Annotated in this window: 17 protein-coding genes; 6 read left to right on the forward strand and 11 right to left on the reverse strand. The window is 67.3% G+C overall.

The features are described from left to right. Positions 1-24 precede the first annotated feature (24 nt). The gene (gene der, locus Q9235_RS07575) at positions 25-1,422 is read left to right on the forward strand and encodes a ribosome biogenesis GTPase Der (RefSeq protein WP_306226199.1); all 1,398 of its coding nucleotides are present in this window, start codon (positions 25-27) and stop codon (positions 1,420-1,422) included. After that, entirely contained in the window at positions 1,422-2,519 is a 1,098-nt protein-coding gene (locus Q9235_RS07580; RefSeq protein WP_306226200.1) for an NAD(P)/FAD-dependent oxidoreductase, read from the forward strand. Before der ends, Q9235_RS07580 begins: the two co-directional genes overlap by 1 nt. Here the strand turns inward: Q9235_RS07580 and Q9235_RS07585 are convergent. The 11 genes from Q9235_RS07585 to rpsF form a co-directional block, all read right to left on the reverse strand. Next, the gene (locus Q9235_RS07585; protein WP_306226201.1) at positions 2,506-3,315 is read right to left on the reverse strand and encodes a tetratricopeptide repeat protein; all 810 of its coding nucleotides are present in this window, start codon (positions 3,313-3,315) and stop codon (positions 2,506-2,508) included. The genes Q9235_RS07580 and Q9235_RS07585 overlap by 14 nt on opposite strands. A gap of 32 nt (positions 3,316-3,347) precedes the next feature. After that, complete coding sequence (locus Q9235_RS07590) at positions 3,348-4,088, reverse strand: SDR family NAD(P)-dependent oxidoreductase (RefSeq protein WP_306226202.1); 741 nt, start codon at positions 4,086-4,088, stop codon at positions 3,348-3,350. A gap of 162 nt (positions 4,089-4,250) precedes the next feature. Further along, complete coding sequence (gene purF, locus Q9235_RS07595) at positions 4,251-5,723, reverse strand: amidophosphoribosyltransferase (protein WP_306226203.1); 1,473 nt, start codon at positions 5,721-5,723, stop codon at positions 4,251-4,253. Positions 5,724-5,769: 46 nt separating this feature from the next. After that, complete coding sequence (locus Q9235_RS07600; protein ID WP_306226204.1) at positions 5,770-6,387, reverse strand: CvpA family protein; 618 nt, start codon at positions 6,385-6,387, stop codon at positions 5,770-5,772. A 106-nt stretch (positions 6,388-6,493) separates the two neighbouring features. Continuing rightward, the gene (gene radA / locus Q9235_RS07605; RefSeq protein WP_306226205.1) at positions 6,494-7,894 is read right to left on the reverse strand and encodes a DNA repair protein RadA; all 1,401 of its coding nucleotides are present in this window, start codon (positions 7,892-7,894) and stop codon (positions 6,494-6,496) included. A gap of 158 nt (positions 7,895-8,052) precedes the next feature. Then, positions 8,053-9,180: an alanine racemase gene (alr, locus tag Q9235_RS07610; RefSeq protein ID WP_422678354.1), complete on the reverse strand. Its 1,128-nt coding sequence runs from the start codon at positions 9,178-9,180 to the stop codon at positions 8,053-8,055. Beyond that, positions 9,180-10,667 (reverse strand): replicative DNA helicase, encoded by a 1,488-nt coding sequence (locus Q9235_RS07615; RefSeq protein ID WP_306226207.1) that lies wholly within the window; start codon positions 10,665-10,667, stop codon positions 9,180-9,182. The genes alr and Q9235_RS07615 overlap by 1 nt, the downstream gene beginning before the upstream one ends. A 217-nt stretch (positions 10,668-10,884) precedes the next feature. Beyond that, a complete protein-coding gene (rplI, locus tag Q9235_RS07620; protein WP_306226208.1) occupies positions 10,885-11,448 on the reverse strand; it encodes a 50S ribosomal protein L9 in 564 nt (187 codons plus the stop codon). Between the two features lie 35 nt (positions 11,449-11,483). Then, complete coding sequence (locus Q9235_RS07625; protein WP_306226209.1) at positions 11,484-12,431, reverse strand: DUF2232 domain-containing protein; 948 nt, start codon at positions 12,429-12,431, stop codon at positions 11,484-11,486. A 180-nt stretch (positions 12,432-12,611) separates the two neighbouring features. After that, positions 12,612-12,857 carry a 30S ribosomal protein S18 gene (gene rpsR, locus Q9235_RS07630; protein WP_038367644.1) on the reverse strand — a complete coding sequence of 82 codons (246 nt, stop codon included), beginning with the start codon at positions 12,855-12,857 and terminating at the stop codon, positions 12,612-12,614. A 2-nt stretch (positions 12,858-12,859) separates the two neighbouring features. Beyond that, a complete protein-coding gene (gene rpsF, locus Q9235_RS07635) occupies positions 12,860-13,291 on the reverse strand; it encodes a 30S ribosomal protein S6 (RefSeq protein ID WP_293806327.1) in 432 nt (143 codons plus the stop codon). Between the two features lie 343 nt (positions 13,292-13,634). On the opposite strand from rpsF, the gene fabD reads away from it, so the two are divergent. The 4 genes from fabD (at position 13,635) to fabF (ending at position 17,207) form a co-directional block, all read left to right on the forward strand. Continuing rightward, positions 13,635-14,579, forward strand: coding sequence for an ACP S-malonyltransferase (fabD, locus tag Q9235_RS07640; protein ID WP_306226210.1), 945 nt, complete (start codon positions 13,635-13,637; stop codon positions 14,577-14,579). 62 nt (positions 14,580-14,641) lie between these two features. Continuing rightward, complete coding sequence (gene fabG, locus Q9235_RS07645) at positions 14,642-15,379, forward strand: 3-oxoacyl-[acyl-carrier-protein] reductase (protein WP_306226211.1); 738 nt, start codon at positions 14,642-14,644, stop codon at positions 15,377-15,379. Positions 15,380-15,644: 265 nt separating this feature from the next. Further along, entirely contained in the window at positions 15,645-15,881 is a 237-nt protein-coding gene (locus tag Q9235_RS07650) for an acyl carrier protein (protein ID WP_047578895.1), read from the forward strand. A gap of 54 nt (positions 15,882-15,935) precedes the next feature. Next, positions 15,936-17,207 (forward strand): beta-ketoacyl-ACP synthase II, encoded by a 1,272-nt coding sequence (gene fabF / locus Q9235_RS07655; RefSeq protein ID WP_306228156.1) that lies wholly within the window; start codon positions 15,936-15,938, stop codon positions 17,205-17,207. The last annotated feature ends 35 nt before the right edge of the window (positions 17,208-17,242 follow it).

Raw genomic sequence — 17,242 nt, forward strand, 5'->3', positions numbered from 1 at the left:
GACGGCGAAAATGTGTGAAATCTGATGACAGCCATCGTCGCCCTGATCGGGCGCCCCAATGTCGGCAAGTCGACGCTGTTCAACCGGCTGGTTGGCAAGAAGCTCGCACTGGTCGATGACCGGCCGGGCGTGACGCGCGACCGCCGCGAGGGTGATGCCACCCTCGGCCATCTCCGCTTCAAGGTGATCGACACTGCCGGCCTCGAGGAGGCCGACAAGGATTCGCTCGCCGGCCGCATGCGCGCCCAGACCGAGACGGCGATCGCGCAGGCCGATGTCGTGCTCTTCATGATCGACGCCCGCCTCGGCATCACGCCGATGGACCAGCCTTTCGCCGATCTGGTGCGCCGCTCCGGCAAGCCGGTGATCCTGCTCGCCAACAAGGCCGAGGGGAAGAAGGGTACTGACGGCATCATCGAGTCCTACGGGCTCGGCCTCGGCGACCCCGTGCCGTTCTCGGCCGAGCATGGCGAGGGCACCTCGGACCTGCTCGAGGCGCTGATGCCCTATATCGCCGACGAATCCGAGGATGACGAGGACGAAGCGGCCTGGGCCGATGTTCCCGCGGCTGATTCGGATGACGAAGAGGATATCGATCCCGATCGTCCTCTGCGCGTCACCATCATCGGCCGCCCGAACGCCGGCAAGTCGACGCTGGTCAACCGCATGATCGGCGAGGAGCGGATGCTGACCGGCCCCGAGGCCGGCATCACCCGCGACACCATCTCGGTCGACTGGGAATGGCGCGGTCGCAAGGTCAAGCTCTTCGACACCGCTGGCATGCGCAAGCGCGCTCGCATCGAGGAGAAGCTGGAGAAGCTCTCGGTCGCCGATTCGCTGCGCGCGATCCGCTTCGCCGAGGTCGTGGTCGTGCTGCTCGACGCCACCATCCCCTTCGAGAAGCAGGACCTGACGCTGGTCGATCTGACCGAGCGCGAGGGCCGCTCCGTCGTGATCGGCCTCAACAAATGGGATCTCGTCGCCGACAAGCAGGGCCTGCTGGCCGAGCTCAAGGAGAAGGCCAACCATCTGCTGGCGCAGGTGCGCGGCGTGCCGATCATTCCGCTTTCCGGCCTCGCCGGCGAAGGCATCGACAAGCTGATGCAGGGCGTGTTCTCGGCCTACGGGGTCTGGAACCGTCGCGTCTCGACCGCGCGCATCAACCGCTGGCTCGAAGGCGTGCTCTCGGCGCATCCGCCCCCGGCTGTCGCCGGTCGTCGCATCAAGATCCGCTACATGACGCAGGCCAAGGCCCGGCCGCCGACCTTCGCGCTGTTCGGTAACCAGCTCGACCATCTGCCGGTGTCCTATACCCGCTACCTCGTCAACAACCTCCGGGACGCTTTCGAGCTTCCGGGCACGCCGATCCGCCTGCATCGTCGCGGCGGCGCCAATCCCTATGACAAGGAGCGCAAGGGCTGATGAAGGTCGCGGTCGTCGGCGCCGGTATCGCCGGGCTTTCCACCGCCTGGTCGCTGAGCAAGCGCGGGCATGAGGTGACGCTCTTCGAGCAGGCGCGGCAGATCCCCAACCCCTATGCGGCCTCGGGCGACCAGCACCGCATCATCCGCCGCGCCTATGGCGGCGCCGACGGCTATGCCCGCACCATCACCGAGGCTTTCGACGCCTGGAGCGAGCTCTGGGCCGATCTCGGCAAGCAGCATTATGCTGCTTGCGGCGTGCTCGGCATCTCCCAGACCGAGGGCGACGACGGCGAGGAGTATCGCGAAGGCCTCGACCGCATGGCCTCGCCCTACGAGCTGTACGACGCCGCGGAGACCGCCCGGCGCTATCCCTTCGTCGACGCCGCGACGATCCGCTACGCCTATCTCAGCCCGGAAGGCGGCGCGCTCTTTCCTGCCCGCATCGCTGCCGACATGGTGCGTCTGTTGCGTGAGCGCGGCGTCACCCTGCGCGAGGGCGCGACGGTCACAGCGATCGATCCCGAGACCGGCCGGATCGGCCTTGCCAACGGCGAGGCGGCGAGTTTCGACCGCATCGTGGTCAGTTCCGGAGCGTGGGTCCTGAAGCTCCTGCCGGAGCTTGCCGATGTGCTGACGACCTACCGCACCGCCGTCGCCTATCTCGACCCGCCGTCGGATTTGAAGGCGGCCTGGGAGGCTGTCCCTGTCATCGTCGATGTCGGCGGCTCGGTCGACGGCTATGTCCTGCCGCCGGTCGACGGCACGGGTCTCAAGGTCGGCGCCGGTGTCCACAAGCGCCCGCGCCAGCCCGACGAGGAGCGCGAGCCGCGGGCGGGCGAGGGCGAGCAGATTCGCGACTATTTCGCGCCGCCCTTCGCGCGCATCGCCGAGTACCGGGTCGAGCGCGTCGTGACCTGCGCTTACACCTTCACGGCTGACCGCAAGTTCCTGTCGCGGCAGATCGGCCGGGTGACGGCGGTCTCGGCCTGCTCCGGCCACGGCTACAAGTTCGGCGCGGCGGTCGGCCGGCGCGTCGCAGCCGCCGTCGAGAGCGGCGACCAGGCCGGCCTGCTGCGCTGGCTCAGGGCCGAGTGACTGGCGCGGGCGTGCCCGGAGAGCGCGCCGACAGCGCCTCGGCTTTCGCTTCGTCGGCAACCGCCTCGGCCTCGCGGCCGGCGGCGCGTTTGGCCGCGGCGCGGAAGCGATAATTGTCGTCGGCATCCGGCGCGAGGCGGATTGCTTCATCGAAATCGGCGATGGCCCGGTTGGTGTCGCCATTGTTGAAATGGGTCAGGCCGCGGAGCGACCAGGCCCGTTCGAGATGTGGCACCAGGGTGATGGCGCGATCGAGATCCCCCAAAGCTTTTGTCGGCTCTCCGAGCGAGGCCTGGATCGACGCACGCGTGACGAAGAACTCTGCCTGCGATGGATCGAGCCCGATGGCGGTGTCGAGGTCGCTCAGCGCCCTCGGCAGGTCCCGCATATAGAGCAGCCGTGCCTGGCCGCGCTTCCAGAACGCCACGGACATCTTCGGTGCAAGAGCGATGACACGGGCATAGTCGGCTAGTGCCTGCGTGTAGGCTGTGCCCGTTCCCGGTGCCAGGAGATCGGCGCGATCCAGAAGGGTGGTGACGAGCGCCTGCCCCGCAAGATTGTGACGGTCGATCAGCGCGTTGCAGGCGGCGAGCGCCTTGTCATGGCGTGCGATGATCGCAAGCGGATCGGGTGGAGGCTCGTCATGTCCCGAGCGGCAGGTCTGGCGCAGTTCCGCTACTGAAGTGGCCGTGCCGGCCGCAGCGCCGTCATCGGCACGCGCCGGCGCCGCGACCAGGGCGGCGGTGAAGCCGAGGGCTGAAGCGGTGAGGAACCAGCGGACGGAAGGCGAGAGCACTCTGTCTCCTTCGTCTTGGTGATGGCTGCGTCTCAGACAGGCAGTTGCGGGGTGAGCACCTTGCCCTGCGGGAAGTCGAAGATCTTGCCGCTCTCGGTCCAGTCGGGCGAAGCCAGCCGGACCAGATGCGGGGCCAGCTCCTCCGGCGCTTTCAGCGTTTCCGGGTCTTCCCCCGGCATCGCCTCGGCCCGCATCTTGGTGCGCAGCGGCCCGGGATTGACCAGCATGAGCTTGACCGGCGTCGTGGCGGTCTCGGCCGCGTAGGTGCGCCCCAGCGCTTCCACGGCGGCCTTGGAGACGGTGTAGGGACCCCAATAGGCCGTGCATTTATGCGCGGCGCCCGAGGTCATCAGCAGCACGCGGCCGGCATCCGATGCACGCAGCGCCGGATCGAGCGCCTTGAGCAGGCGCCAGTTGGCGGTGACGTTGATGTCGAGGACCTTGGCCCAGTCCTTCTCGGTGACGTGGTCGAGCGGGCTCAGCGAGCCGAGCACGCCAGCATTGGCGAGCAGGATGTCGAGCTTGCCCCAGCGCTGCGTCACCGCATGGCCGAGCTTCTCCAGCCCGCCGGCATCGCCGAGGTCGAGCGGCACCAGCGTGGCGCTGCCGCCGATCGCGGCGATCTCGTCGTCGAGCTCCTCGAGCGCGCCTGCGGTGCGGGCGAGCGCGATGACATGCGCGCCTGCTTCGGCGAAGGCGAGAGCCGCAGCACGGCCGATGCCGCGCGAGGCGCCGGTGACGAGCGCGACGCGCCCCTTGAGCGGTTGGGTCATGATGAGAGTTGTCCCGCTTCCCTACGCGCCGTCATCCCGGACGAGCCGCGATAGCGGCGCCGATCCGGGATCCATGCCGGAGCGCTTCCGATGAAGGTTCAGGCATGGATCCCGGGTCTGCTCTTCGCTTCGCCCGGGATGACAGCCCCATTCGTGAAACGTTCAGCCGGCTTCGGCCAGCAGCGAGATCTGCTGCTTGGCGCTCTCGCCGACCATGTCGGTCAGCGAGGTCGGGTAGTCGCCGGTGAAGCAATGGTCGGTGAATTGCGGGCGCTGCGGGTCGCGGCGCTCGTGGCCCATGGCGCGGTAGAGCCCGTCCACCGAGATGAAGGCCAGCGAATCCGCGCCGACGAACTGGCGCATCTCCTCCAGCGAATGGGTCGCGGCGAGCAGCTTCTCCCGGTCCGGCGTGTCGATGCCATAATAGTCGGGATGGGTGATCGGCGGCGACGAGATGCGGAAATGCACCTCGCGGGCGCCGGCCTCGCGCATCATCTTCACGATCTTGAACGAGGTCGTGCCGCGCACGATCGAATCGTCGACCAGGATGATGCGCTTGCCCTCGACCACCGAGCGATTGGCCGAATGCTTCAGCTTGACGCCGAGCTCGCGGACCTTCTGCGTCGGCTCGATGAAGGTGCGTCCGACATAGTGGTTGCGGATGATGCCGAGCTCGAACGGGATGCCGCTGGCCTGGGCATAGCCCAGCGCCGCCGGAACGCCGGAATCCGGCACGGGCACGACGACATCGGCCTCGGTCGGCGCTTCCTGCGCCAGCACAGCGCCCATCGCCTTGCGGCGTTCATAGATGCTGCGGCCCTTCACGATGGAATCGGGGCGGGCGAAATAGATGTATTCGAAGATGCAGGGGCGCTCGGCCACCGGCGGGAAGGGCTTGTGGCTCTCGATCCCGGATTCGGAGATGATCACGACCTCGCCGTTCTCGACCTCGCGGACGAACTTGGCGCCGATGATGTCGAGCGCGCAGGTTTCCGAGGTCAGGATCGGGCAGCCATCGAGTTCGCCGAGCACGAGCGGGCGGATGCCGAGAGGGTCGCGGGCTCCGATCAGCTTCTTGTTGGTGATGCCGACGAAGGCATAGGCGCCCTCGATCTGGCGGATCGCTTCGATGAAGCGGTCGACGAACTGCTGCTTGCGGCTGCGCGCCACGAGATGCAGCAATACCTCGGTATCGGAGGTCGACTGATAGATCGCGCCGTCGCGGACGAGATTGCGGCGCAGCGTCAGCCCGTTGGTCAGGTTGCCGTTATGCGCGACGGCGAAGCCGCCACCATGCAGTTCGGCGAAGAGCGGCTGGACATTGCGCAGGATCGTCTCGCCGGTCGTCGAGTAGCGGACATGGCCGATCGCCTGCTTGCCCTTGAGCTTGTCGATGACGCTGGCTTCCGAGAAGGCGTCGCCGACGAGGCCGAGGCGGCGCTCCGAATGGAAGCGCTTGCCGTCGAAGGAGACGATGCCGGCCGCCTCCTGGCCGCGATGCTGGAGCGCATGCAGGCCGAGCGCGGTCAGCGCGGCGGCATCGGCATGGCCATAGATGCCGAAGACGCCGCATTCCTCCCGCAGCCGGTCGGCATTGGGGTCGAAGGCGGCATCACGCTCGGTTTGCGAGATCATGTCTGGCTCCAGGCGACGGGGCTTGAGCTTTCGTTCTACGCGCTAATTAGGGACGGGCTGGGGCAGGTGCAACCGGTGCAGGCGTCGCGGGGCTGCGCGGCTCCTCGGCCGGTGCTTCCGGAGCGGTCTCGGAGGCCGGCTTCTTCAGCAGGTTCTTGATGAAATCGGCGTTCACGTCCTGCGGCAGCATCGAGATCAGCGAGCGGCCGGTCTCTTCCAGCATCGGCTTGGCCTTGGCGTCCTTGGCCCAGACCGGCATCTTCTCGGCGCCGACCAGCGCGGCGAAGAACAGGTAGCCGATCACTGCCAGCAGCAGGCCGCGCGCCGCGCCGAAGACGAAGCCGAGCGTGCGGTCGAGCGCGCCGATGCGCGAATCCAGCACGAAATCGGAAATCCGGGCCGTGATCAGCGAGACGACGATCAGCGTGCCCAGGAACAGGGCCGCGATCGCGGCGACCAGCGCGATCGTGTCCTGCGCCGAGCTTGCCGGGATGTACTGCTTGATGAAGGGCACGAGCTGGGGATGGAACACCCAGGCGACGGCCGCCGCGGCGACCCAGGAGGCGATGGCGAGCACTTCGCGCGTGAAGCCGCGCACGGCCGCGAGCAAAGCCGAGATCAGAACCACGCCGATGACGACGAGATCGAGAATGGTGACAGGCATTGGGAGGGCCGCTTTGCTGTGGTCAGGTGCCGACCGGCCGGAGCAGGGCGGCCGTTTCGGCTTTGCTATACGCGTTCCGGGGCTTTCCGTCACCCTTTCGGCGAAGTCATTTCACATCTCTGCGAGGAGCACGTGCGGCGATATCCGCAACGAGTTCCGTGACATGGCCGAAACGCCGCAGGTTCAGCCCGTTGCCGTCTCCGTGATCGGCGCCGCCGGCCGGCATCAGCGCGGCCTCGAAGCCGAGCTTGGCCGCTTCCCTGAGCCGCGCCGCAGCGACGGCGACGGGGCGAATCGCGCCAGACAATGCGATCTCGCCGAAATAGACCGCTTCCTGCGGCAGGGTGGCCCCGCTGAGCGAGGAAACCAGCGCCGCGGCGACCGCGACATCGGCGGCCGGTTCGTTGACCCGCAGGCCGCCTGCGACATTGAGATAGACGTCGTGCTGGCCCAGCCGCAGGCCGCCATGCGTCTCCAGCACGGCCAGCACCATGGCGAGCCGGCTGTTCTCCCAGCCGACGACGGCGCGCCGCGGGGTGCCGAGCGCGGTCGGGGCGACCAGCGCCTGGATTTCGACCAGCACCGGCCGCGTGCCCTCCATGCCGGCGAAGACGGCTGCGCCCGGCGCCGGCTGGTCGCGGCCCGCCAGGAAGAGCGCCGACGGGTTGGTGACCTCCGACAGGCCCTTGCCGGTCATCTCGAAGACGCCGATCTCGTCGGTTGCGCCGAAGCGGTTCTTCTGGCCGCGCAGGATGCGGAAGGAATGCGCCCCTTCGCCCTCGAAGGACAGCACGGCATCGACCATGTGCTCGACCACACGGGGGCCGGCGATCTGCCCGTCCTTGGTAACGTGGCCGACGAGGATCAGGCAGACGCCTGATGTCTTGGCATAGCGGATCAGCGCCTGGGCCGAGCCGCGCACCTGCGTCACCGTGCCCGGCGCGCTCTCGACCTCGCCCGACCACATCGTCTGGATCGAATCGATCACCACGAGGGCAGGGCGCTCGCCCTGACCCAGCGTCGCGACGATATCCTCGACATTGGTCTCGGCTGCGAGATCGACCGGCGCCTCGGCCAGTCCCATCCGCTCGGCCCGCAGCCTGACCTGTCCGGTCGATTCTTCGCCCGAGACATAGACGACGCGGCGACCGCCCAGTGCCAGCGCCGCGCAGGCCTGCATCAAGAGCGTCGACTTGCCGATGCCGGGGTCGCCGCCGATCAGCAGCACCGAGCCCGGCACGAAGCCGCCGCCGGTGACGCGGTCGAGCTCGCCGATGCCGGAGGCGATGCGCGGTGCGTCCTGCGTCTCGCCTTTCAGCGTCTCCAACGCGAAGACGCGCCCGCGCGCCCGCCCGCCGGAGGAGGGCCGGCCACCACCCGGAACGGGCGCTGCTTGCGCGTCCTCGACCAGCGAGGACCACGTCCCGCAGGCGTCGCACTTGCCCTGCCAGCGGTGATAGACCGCCCCGCAGGCCTGGCAGTGATAGGTCGGTCCGCGCTTGGCCATCGCTAAATTGTCATTCCGGGGCACGGCGCAGCCGTGAACCCGGAATCCACGATCTGGCGTGACCTTTGCCGAGCGCGGTGGCAACCGCTCGCCCGGTCGTGGATTCCGGGCTCTCCGCTGGCGCGAAGCCCCGGAATGACAAGGGAATGAGCCACTCTCTACAGCCCCACATACCGTCGGTGGTAGCGGCGGCCGAGGCTGGTCAGGATCTCGTAGCCGATCGTCTTGGCGCCGCCGCCTACCGTTTCGAGATCAAGCGGGCCGCCGATCAGCGTCACGCTCGCGCCGCGCCTGGCCGCGTCAGCCGGCGCATCGGTCACGTCGATGATGATCAGGTCCATCGAGACCGAACCGACGAAGGGGCAGGAGACGCCGTCGATCAGCACCGATCCGCCGGTGGAGCTATCGGTCCAGCTTCCATTGCGCGGATAGCCGTCGGCATAGCCGAGGCAGATCGTCGCGAGCTTGCGCTTGCCCTTGGCGGTCCAGCGCCCGTTATAGCCGACCTGCGTGCCATCCTCGACCTCGCGGGTCTGGATGATCGTGGCTTCCAGTCCCACGACCGGCTTCATCGGGTTCGGCTGCCCCGGCGTCGGATTGCCGCCATAGAGCGCGTAGCCCGGCCGCGTGAGCTGGTAGGACGGGCAGTCCTTCAGGAAATGGCCCGACGAATTCTTGAGCGAGGCCGGCACACCGGGCAGGGCCGCCGCGATCTCCGCGAAGGCGGCGATCTGGCGGGCATTGGCCGGGTCGGCCTCGTCCTCGGAGGAGGCGAAATGGCTCATCAACAGCCCGATCCCCGCCGCTGCGATCACGCCCGAGCGCTCGCGGGCGAGGTTGAGCCCCTCGCCCGGCCAGAGGCCGAGCCGGTTCATCGCCGTGTCGACATGCAAAGCCGCCGGCCGGACCTGCGCGCCGGTCTGGCGGAACGAGGCCCATTCCAGCAATTCCTCATGCGAGCCCAGCACCGGCGACAGACCATGGGCGGCGAAGGTCTCGGCGGTGCCGGGCAGGAGCCCGTTCAGCACGTAGATCGTCGCGTCCGGCGCGACCTTGCGGGCCCGGATCGCTTCCGAGACATGCGCGACGAAAAAGCTCTTGCAGCCGGCCTTGGCCAGCGCTGTCACGGCCGGCTCGATGCCGATGCCATAGGCGTCCGCCTTGACCACGGCGCCGGCCTCGGTGCCGGCGCGCTTGCCGAGAAGGCGCCAGTTCGAGACCAGCGCGTCGAGATCGATGGTGAGCGTCGCGCCGAACGCGGTGGAATCAGTCAGGTCGGCAGGCATCATTCACGGTCCGGAAGGCGCAACTCGTCGGCGCGGTCGGAGAAGCGTGTCACATCCGCGTCGAACTGCAAGGCCACCGCGCCGGTCGGGCCGTGGCGCTGCTTGCCGATGATCAGCTCGGCGACGCCGTGCATCGCCTCCATCTCGATCTGCCACTTGTTGTGCTCTTCGGTGCCCGGCCGCGGCTCCTTGCCCTTGAGGTAGTATTCCTCGCGGTAGACGAACATCACCACGTCGGCGTCCTGCTCGATCGAGCCGGATTCGCGCAGGTCGGAGAGTTGCGGGCGCTTGTCGTCGCGATTCTCGACCTGACGCGAGAGCTGCGAGAGCGCGATGATGGGAACGTTGAGCTCCTTGGCCAGCGCCTTCAGGCTGGTCGTGATCTCGGTCAGCTCCTGCACGCGGTTCTGGCTGTTCTTGGACGAGCCGGAGAGGAGCTGCAGGTAGTCGATGAACAGGACGTCGAGCCCCTTCTGGCGCTTCAGGCGCCGGGCGCGCGCCATCAACTGCGCGATCGAGATGCCGCCGGTCTGGTCGATATAGAGCGGCAATTTCTCGATCTGGGCGGCGACATCGGTCAGCCGGGCGAAATCGCCCTCGGTGATGCGGCCCTGCCTGATCTTGTAGGAGGAGATGCTCGACTGCTCGGCGACGATACGGGTCGCGAGCTGGTCGGCCGACATTTCGAGCGAGAAGAAGCCGACGATGCCGCCGTCGACCGACTTGATCGAGCCATCCTCCTGCCGCTCGCCGCGCCAGGCCTTGGCGATGTTGAAGGCGATGTTGGTGGCGAGCGAGGTCTTGCCCATGGCGGGGCGCCCGGCGAGTACGAGCAGGTCGGAGCGCTGCAGGCCGCCCATGCGTTGGTCGACATCGCGCAGGCCGGTCGAGATGCCGGAGAGACCGCCGGCGCGCTGGTAGGCGCTCGCCGCCATGTCGATGGCGAGGCGCAGCGCCCCGTCGAATTTCTGGAAGCCGCCCTCGTAGCGGCCCTTTTCGGCGAGTTCGTAGAGCCGGCGCTCGGCATCCTCGATCTGCTCGCGCGGCGCCATCTCGACCGGCGCGTCATAGGCGATATTGACCAGGTCTTCGCCGACGCCGATCAACTGCCGGCGCACGGCGAGGTCGTAGATCGTCCGGCCGTAATCGGCGGCGTTGATGACGGTCGTCGCCTCGGCGGCGAGACGCGCGAGGTACTGGCTCGGCGTGATCTCGCCGAGATCGATATCGTTGACGAAGGTCTTCAGCGTGATCGGCGTCGCGATCTTGCCGGCGCGGATCATGCTCGACACCAGCTCGTAGACGCGCTGGTGGACCGGCTCGAAGAAATGCTCGGGCTGCAGGAAGTCGGAGACGCGGTAGAACGCGTCGTTATTGACCAGGATCGCGCCCAGCAGCGCCTGCTCAGCCTCGATATTGTGAGGCTGGACGCGGAATTCGGCCTCGCGATTGTCGAGGCGGGCAACGAGTGCAGTAGCGGTGGCCATGGCCGTCCCGATAAATCAATGCTGGATGAATTCAAGCCGACAATCAGCCGCGGAACCTTGCAGCTCGGCATGGCTGAGTCGGGCAGAAAGCTAACTTAACATTCTGACAATCGGTGCCAGCAGGTTCCGGTTCCATCCACCCCTTTGCACAGCCCCCGCAATGAAAAAGGCGCCGTGTTGCCACGGCGCCCTTGACTCGATTTGAGAGCGTTTCGGCTCAGAGCTCGGCGTCGCCGGCCTCGGCCAGCGCCGCACCGACCTCGAGGCCGAGATCGTCGAGATCGAACTCCTCGCGGGCCGTGACGTTCTCGCCGGCGGCCTGGCGCTCGGCCTCTTCAGCCGAACGGGCGACGTTGACGGTGATCGAGACCGCGACTTCCGGGTGCAGCACGACCGGGACCGTGTGCAGGCCGAGCGTCTTGATCGGGGTGTTCAGCGTCACCTGGCCGCGCGAGACATTGAAGCCGTCCTTGGTCAGGGCCTCGGCGATGTCGCGGGTCGAGACCGAACCATAGAGCACGCCGGACTCGCCCGACTGGCGCAGGATGGTGACGCTCTGGCCGTTCAGGCGCTCGGCGACGGCATCGGCCTCGGACTTCAGCTCGAGGTTGCGGGTCTCGAGCTCGAGCTTCTGGCTCTCGAAGCGCTTCTTGTTGTCCTCGGTGGCGCGCAGCGCCTTGCCGCGGGCGAGCAGGTAGTTGCGGCCGAAGCCGTCGCGGACCTTCACGATGTCGCCCATCTGGCCAAGCTTGGCGACGCGCTCGAGCAGGATCACTTCCATGGGTCTTCTCCTTGTTCTGTCTTGAGACGAGGTTGTCAGGAACGGTTAGGCGGAGGCGGCAGCGCGGCGTGCTTGCGCAAACCGAGCAGCGTGTCGATGACGCCGGCGATCGCGAGCAGCGGCGTCAGCACGGCCTGCATCACGACGAGGGCGACATAGATCGAGATCAGCATCGGCATCCGCCAGGACTTGCCGCGCGAGATATCGTGCAGCGTGGCGAGCCCGCTGAACATGAAAGCGGCGAGCAGCGCGCCGAGGAAGGCCATGGCGGCGACGCCGACGAAGCCACCGATCGTCGCGACGAAAGCGGCGGCGATCATGAGCAGCAGCGCCTGCCGCGGCAGCGTCGTCGACGGGATGAAGGGCCAGGGCCGCGGCAGGCGGTCGGACATCTTCACGGTGCGGGCCGCGAGCCAGAGATTGGCGGTGATGGTGGTGACGAAGGAGGCGCCGATGCCGAGCGGCACGGCCGGCGCCAGGCTCTGCGCGAGTTCCTTGACCTGGACGTCGCCGGGCAGGGCGATCAGCTTGCCGCGCACCATCTCGTTCAGCAGGTTTTCGATCATGCGCGCGATAACCGATTGATAGGTGTCGTAATCGGTAGTCATCACCAGTGCGCTGCCGACGGTGGCGAGCGCAGCGGTTGCGGCGATCCAGAGCAGCAGGTTCCCGAGCGGATACCACTCGACCCGGCCCTCGGCATCGCCGCGGGCGAGCAGGGCGAGATAGGCGATCCACCAGGCCGGCAGGCCGATGATCAGGGCAAAGGCGATGCCGCCGGTCGGAGCGAGAGCAATCGCGACGGCGAGCGCACCCGATGCCGTGGCGAACAGCCCGGAGCGGTGGTTCCAGCCCAAAGATGCGATGAAGATCGGGAGAGGAGCGGCCGAATACAGCAAGGCGGCAAGCGGCGATCCGGTGATCACCACTGAGAAGAGCAGGGCCGAAACAAGGCCCGCGCCGATGCCGACAATCGGAATCATTGGTCCGTCCTGCTGTCCCGCTGCTCACACACCATCCGGTGTGGCAGGGTGAGAGGCCTCTCGGCCTCAACGAACCCGGTGGAGTTTCACCGCCGGGCGACTGGTTGATCTTGAAAGCGAGAACCGGAGGCGCGGAAAGCGCCTCCGGAATTTAGCGTCTGCCGGATCCGAACGGACGGATCAGCGGATGACGTAGGGCAGCAGGCCGAGGAAGCGGGCGCGCTTGATCGCCTGGGCGAGCTCGCGCTGCTTCTTGGCGGAGACCGCCGTGATGCGGGACGGAACGATCTTGCCGCGCTCGGAGATGTAGCGCGAGAGCAGACGCACGTCCTTGTAGTCGATCTTCGGGGCGCCTTCGCCCGAGAACGGGCAGGACTTGCGGCGGCGGAAGAAGGGGCGACGGGCGCCAGCGGATGCAGTCGACATTCTCAGGCCTCCGCTTCGGCGGTTTCGGTCGCTTCGTCGTCACGACGCGGACGGTCACGGCGCGGGCCGCGCTCGAAACGGTCGCCGCCACGCTCCGGACGGTCCTCGCGGTCACGCTTCTGCAGCATGGCCGACGGACCTTCCTCGAGCTCCTCGACCTTGACGGTCATGAAGCGCAGAATGTCCTCGTTGATGCGCATCTGGCGCTCCATCTCCAGCACGGCGGCGGAGGGAGCCTCGATGTTCAGCAGCGTGTAGTGAGCCTTGCGGTTCTTCTTGATGCGGTAGCCGAGGGACTTGACGCCCCAGTACTCGACCTTGCGGATGGCGCCGCCATTCGCTTCGATGACGCCCTTGAACTGCTCGACGAGGGCTTCGACCTGCTGCGCGCTGACATCCTGCCGCGCGAGCAGCACATGCTCGTACAATGCCATATGTGGCCTTCCTTGTTTCACCCTGCTTCGCCCGGCGCGGAGCCCTCCGAGCCCTGGATAAGGCCCGACAGGATTTCATCGAAGGCGGAGACACGGGATGACGGTTCGGGAAACGAGCCTGCGCCGATCCTTGCGGACATGCGCCATCCGTTCAGCCTCCGGCCGAACAAGCAGGAGGCGGTCGTTACAGTGTCCAGCGCGCCATGGCAATCGGAATCTGCCGGAAAATGCCGCTTCGGAAGCGGAAAATTCGGGCGCCGCGCTTGACTTGGCGGCGGAAGCGATGTGACAGCCGCGTCATATAAGACAAATGACGAATGTAGAAGACCGGGACGTTCACAGCATGACCACAGCGTTCATCTTTCCGGGCCAGGGCTCTCAGGCGGTCGGCATGGGCAAGACCCTGGCCGACAACTTCCCTGTCGCGAAGGCGGTCTTCGACGAAGTCGACGCGGCCCTGTCGCAGAAGCTCTCGGGCGTGATGTGGGAAGGTCCTTCCGAGGAACTGACCCTGACGGCCAATGCCCAGCCGGCCCTGATGGCGGTCAGTCTCGCGGTCGTGCGCGTGCTCGAAAGCGAAGCTGGGCTCGACCTGAAGCGCGACGCCGCCTTCGTCGCCGGCCATTCGCTCGGCGAGTATTCGGCGCTCGCCGCTGCCGGGACCTTCTCGATCAGCGATGCCGCCCGCCTGCTGCGCATCCGCGGCGACGCCATGCAGAAGGCCGTGCCGGCGGGCTTGGGCGCGATGGCGGCTCTGCTTGGTGCGGAGCTCGATCTCGCCCGCGAGATCGCCACGGCTGCAGCCCAGGGCGAGGTCTGCGAGGCCGCCAACGACAATGGCGGCGGTCAGGTCGTGCTCTCCGGCGCCAGGGCCGCGATCGACCGCGCCATCGCGCTGGCCGGCGAGCGCGGTGTGAAGCGCGCCATGCTTCTGCCGGTCTCCGCTCCCTTCCATTGCGCCCTGATGCAGCCTGCCGCCGATGCGATGCGCGATGCCCTCGCCAAGGTCGCGATGCAGTCGCCTGTCGTGCCGGTCGTCGCCAATGTTGGCGCGGCCCCGCTGAGCGATCCGGGCGCGATCCGCGCCTCGCTCGTCGCACAGGTCACCGGCACGGTGCGCTGGCGCGAATGCGTGCAGGCGATGGCCGCTGCGGGCGTCACCGATTTCGTCGAGGCCGGCAGCGGCAAGGTGCTGGCCGGTCTCGTCAAGCGTATCGTCGCGGGCGCGGCGCCGGTCTCGATCGGCACGGCCGACGATATCGCAGCCTGGAAGGCCCGCCAGGGTTAAGGTCGTCGCATCAGAGCCCAGGACGGGCTCCGGCGGCAGAATGCCGAACAAGGGGAGCGAACATGTTTGATCTGACCGGCCGCAAGGCCCTGGTCACCGGCGCGACCGGCGGTCTCGGCGGAGCCATCGCCCGGACGCTGCATGCGCAAGGCGCCAGCGTCGCGATCTCTGGCACGCGCGCGGAAGCGCTCGAGGCCCTGGCGGCCGAGCTCGGCGAGCGCGTCGTGATCGCGCCCTGCAACCTCTCCGACAAGGATTCGGTCGAAGCGCTTGTGCCGACCGCCGAGGAGAAGCTCGGCGGGCTCGACATCCTCGTCAACAATGCCGGCATCACCCGCGACAACTTGTTCATGCGCCTCAAGGACGAGGACTGGGACAGCGTCCTCGCGGTCAACCTGACCGCGGCCTTCCGTCTCTCGCGCGCCGCCGTGAAATCGATGATGCGTCGCCGCTACGGCCGAATCGTCGCGATCGGCTCGGTCGTCGGCACCACCGGCAATCCCGGCCAGGGTAATTATGCCGCCGCGAAAGCTGGTCTGATCGGCATGTCCAAGGCGCTGGCCGCCGAGGTCGCGACCCGCAACATCACCGTCAACGTGGTCGCGCCGGGCTTCATCGAGTCGCCGATGACGCAAGCCCTCAACGACAAGCAGCGCGAGGGCATCCTCTCCGGCGTGCCGATGGGCCGTCTCGGCGAGGGCGCGGATGTGGCGGCGGCGGTCGCCTTTCTCGCCAGCACGGAAGCCGGCTACGTGACCGGCCAGACCCTGCACGTCAACGGCGGAATGGCAATGATCTAGGTGCGTTAGCGCGCAATCTCGATCGGGTTTGATAAGTCTGTGGCGCACTCGCCAGCCTGTAAAGGGTGTGTTAACTAGCGCCGTCGCGCTACAGCCGGGCGATCCGAGGGGACTTGACGAAACCTCGGTTGTTGCGTTTGTGCAGGCTTCGAGCTTTCCGGATCGCGGACATCGTCAAGGTGGCGCGGCGGCTCGGAATGAGATCCCTCCACCGCGTCGTATCCCTGCGATGCGTTTTCAGTTTCTAAGTCTAAGGAAAAGACCCATGAGCGATGTTGCCGAGCGCGTGAAGAAGATCGTGGTCGAGCACCTCGGCGTCGAGGCCGACAAGGTCGTCGACGGCGCCAACTTCATCGAGGACCTGGGCGCGGACAGCCTCGACACCGTCGAGCTCGTGATGGCCTTCGAGGAAGAGTTCGGCGTCGAGATTCCGGACGATGCGGCCGAGACGATCGTGACCGTCGGCGACGCCGTCAAGTTCCTCTCCGCGAAGAGCGCCTGATCGGCCTTTCGGTCGGTCGACGCAGAAAGAGCCATGGCTTCTCGCAGTTATCCGATGCGGCGTGTCGTCGTGACCGGGCTTGGCATGGTGACGCCGCTTGCATGCGGCGTCGAGCCGACCTGGTCGCGGCTTCTGGCCGGCGCCAGCGGTGCCGGTCCCATCACCAGTTTCGATGCCAGCGACCTGCCGGCGCGGATCGCCTGCAACATCCCGCGGGGTGACGGCAGCGACGGGACCTTCAATCCCGACGACTGGATGGAGCCGAAGGAGCAGCGCAAGGTCGACGATTTCATCGTCTTCGCCATGGCTGCCGCCACCCAGGCGTTGCAGGATGCCGGCTGGAAGCCGGAAAGCTACGAGGACCAGATCCGCACCGGCGTCGCCATCGGCTCCGGCATCGGCGGCCTCGGCGGCATCTACGATGCCTCGCTCCTGCTCAAGGAGCGCGGCCCGCGCCGCCTCTCGCCCTTCTTCATCCCCGGCCGCCTGAGCAATCTGGCGGCGGGCTATGTCTCGATCGAGCACGGGCTGAAAGGCCCGAACCATGCCGTCGTGACGGCTTGCTCGACCGGCGCGCATGCCGTCGGCGATGCCGCCCGGATGATCGCGCTCGGCGATGCCGAGGTTATGCTGGCTGGCGGCGCCGAATCGGCGATCAACCGCATCGGCATTGCCGGCTTCTGCGCCTGCCGCGCGCTCTCGACGAATTTCAACGACACGCCCGAGAAGGCCTCGCGCCCGTACGACAAGGACCGCGATGGCTTCGTGATGGGCGAGGGCGCCGGCGTCGTCGTGCTCGAGGATCTCGAGCACGCGCTGGCCCGCGGCGCCCGCATCTATGCCGAGGTCGTCGGCTACGGCATGTCGGGCGACGCCTATCACATCACCTCGCCTTCCGAGGATGGCGACGGCGCCTATCGCTGTATGCAGGCGGCGCTCGATCGCGCCGGCATCACGGCCTCAGATCTCGACTACATCAATGCCCACGGCACCTCGACACCGCTCGGTGACGAGATCGAGTTGCGCGCCGTTGAGCGCCTGCTGGCCAATGCCTCGAAGCGCCCGTCCATGTCCTCGACCAAATCGGCGACCGGCCACCTGCTCGGCGCCGCCGGTGCGATCGAGGCGATCTTCACCGTGCTCGCGATCCGCGACCAGATAGCGCCGCCGACGATCAATCTCGACAACCCTTCCGTCGAGACCGAGATCGATCTGGTGCCGCATGTCGCCCGCAAGCGCGAGATCGATTACGCCCTGTCGAACTCCTTCGGCTTCGGCGGGACGAATGCCTCGCTGGTGATGCGGCGCTATCATCCCGAATCGTGATCGGCCGTTGCCTAGCGCCGTTTCGCCATAATCTT

It is taken from the genome of Bosea beijingensis (genome assembly GCF_030758975.1).
GTDB lineage: Bacteria > Pseudomonadota > Alphaproteobacteria > Rhizobiales > Beijerinckiaceae > Allobosea > Allobosea beijingensis.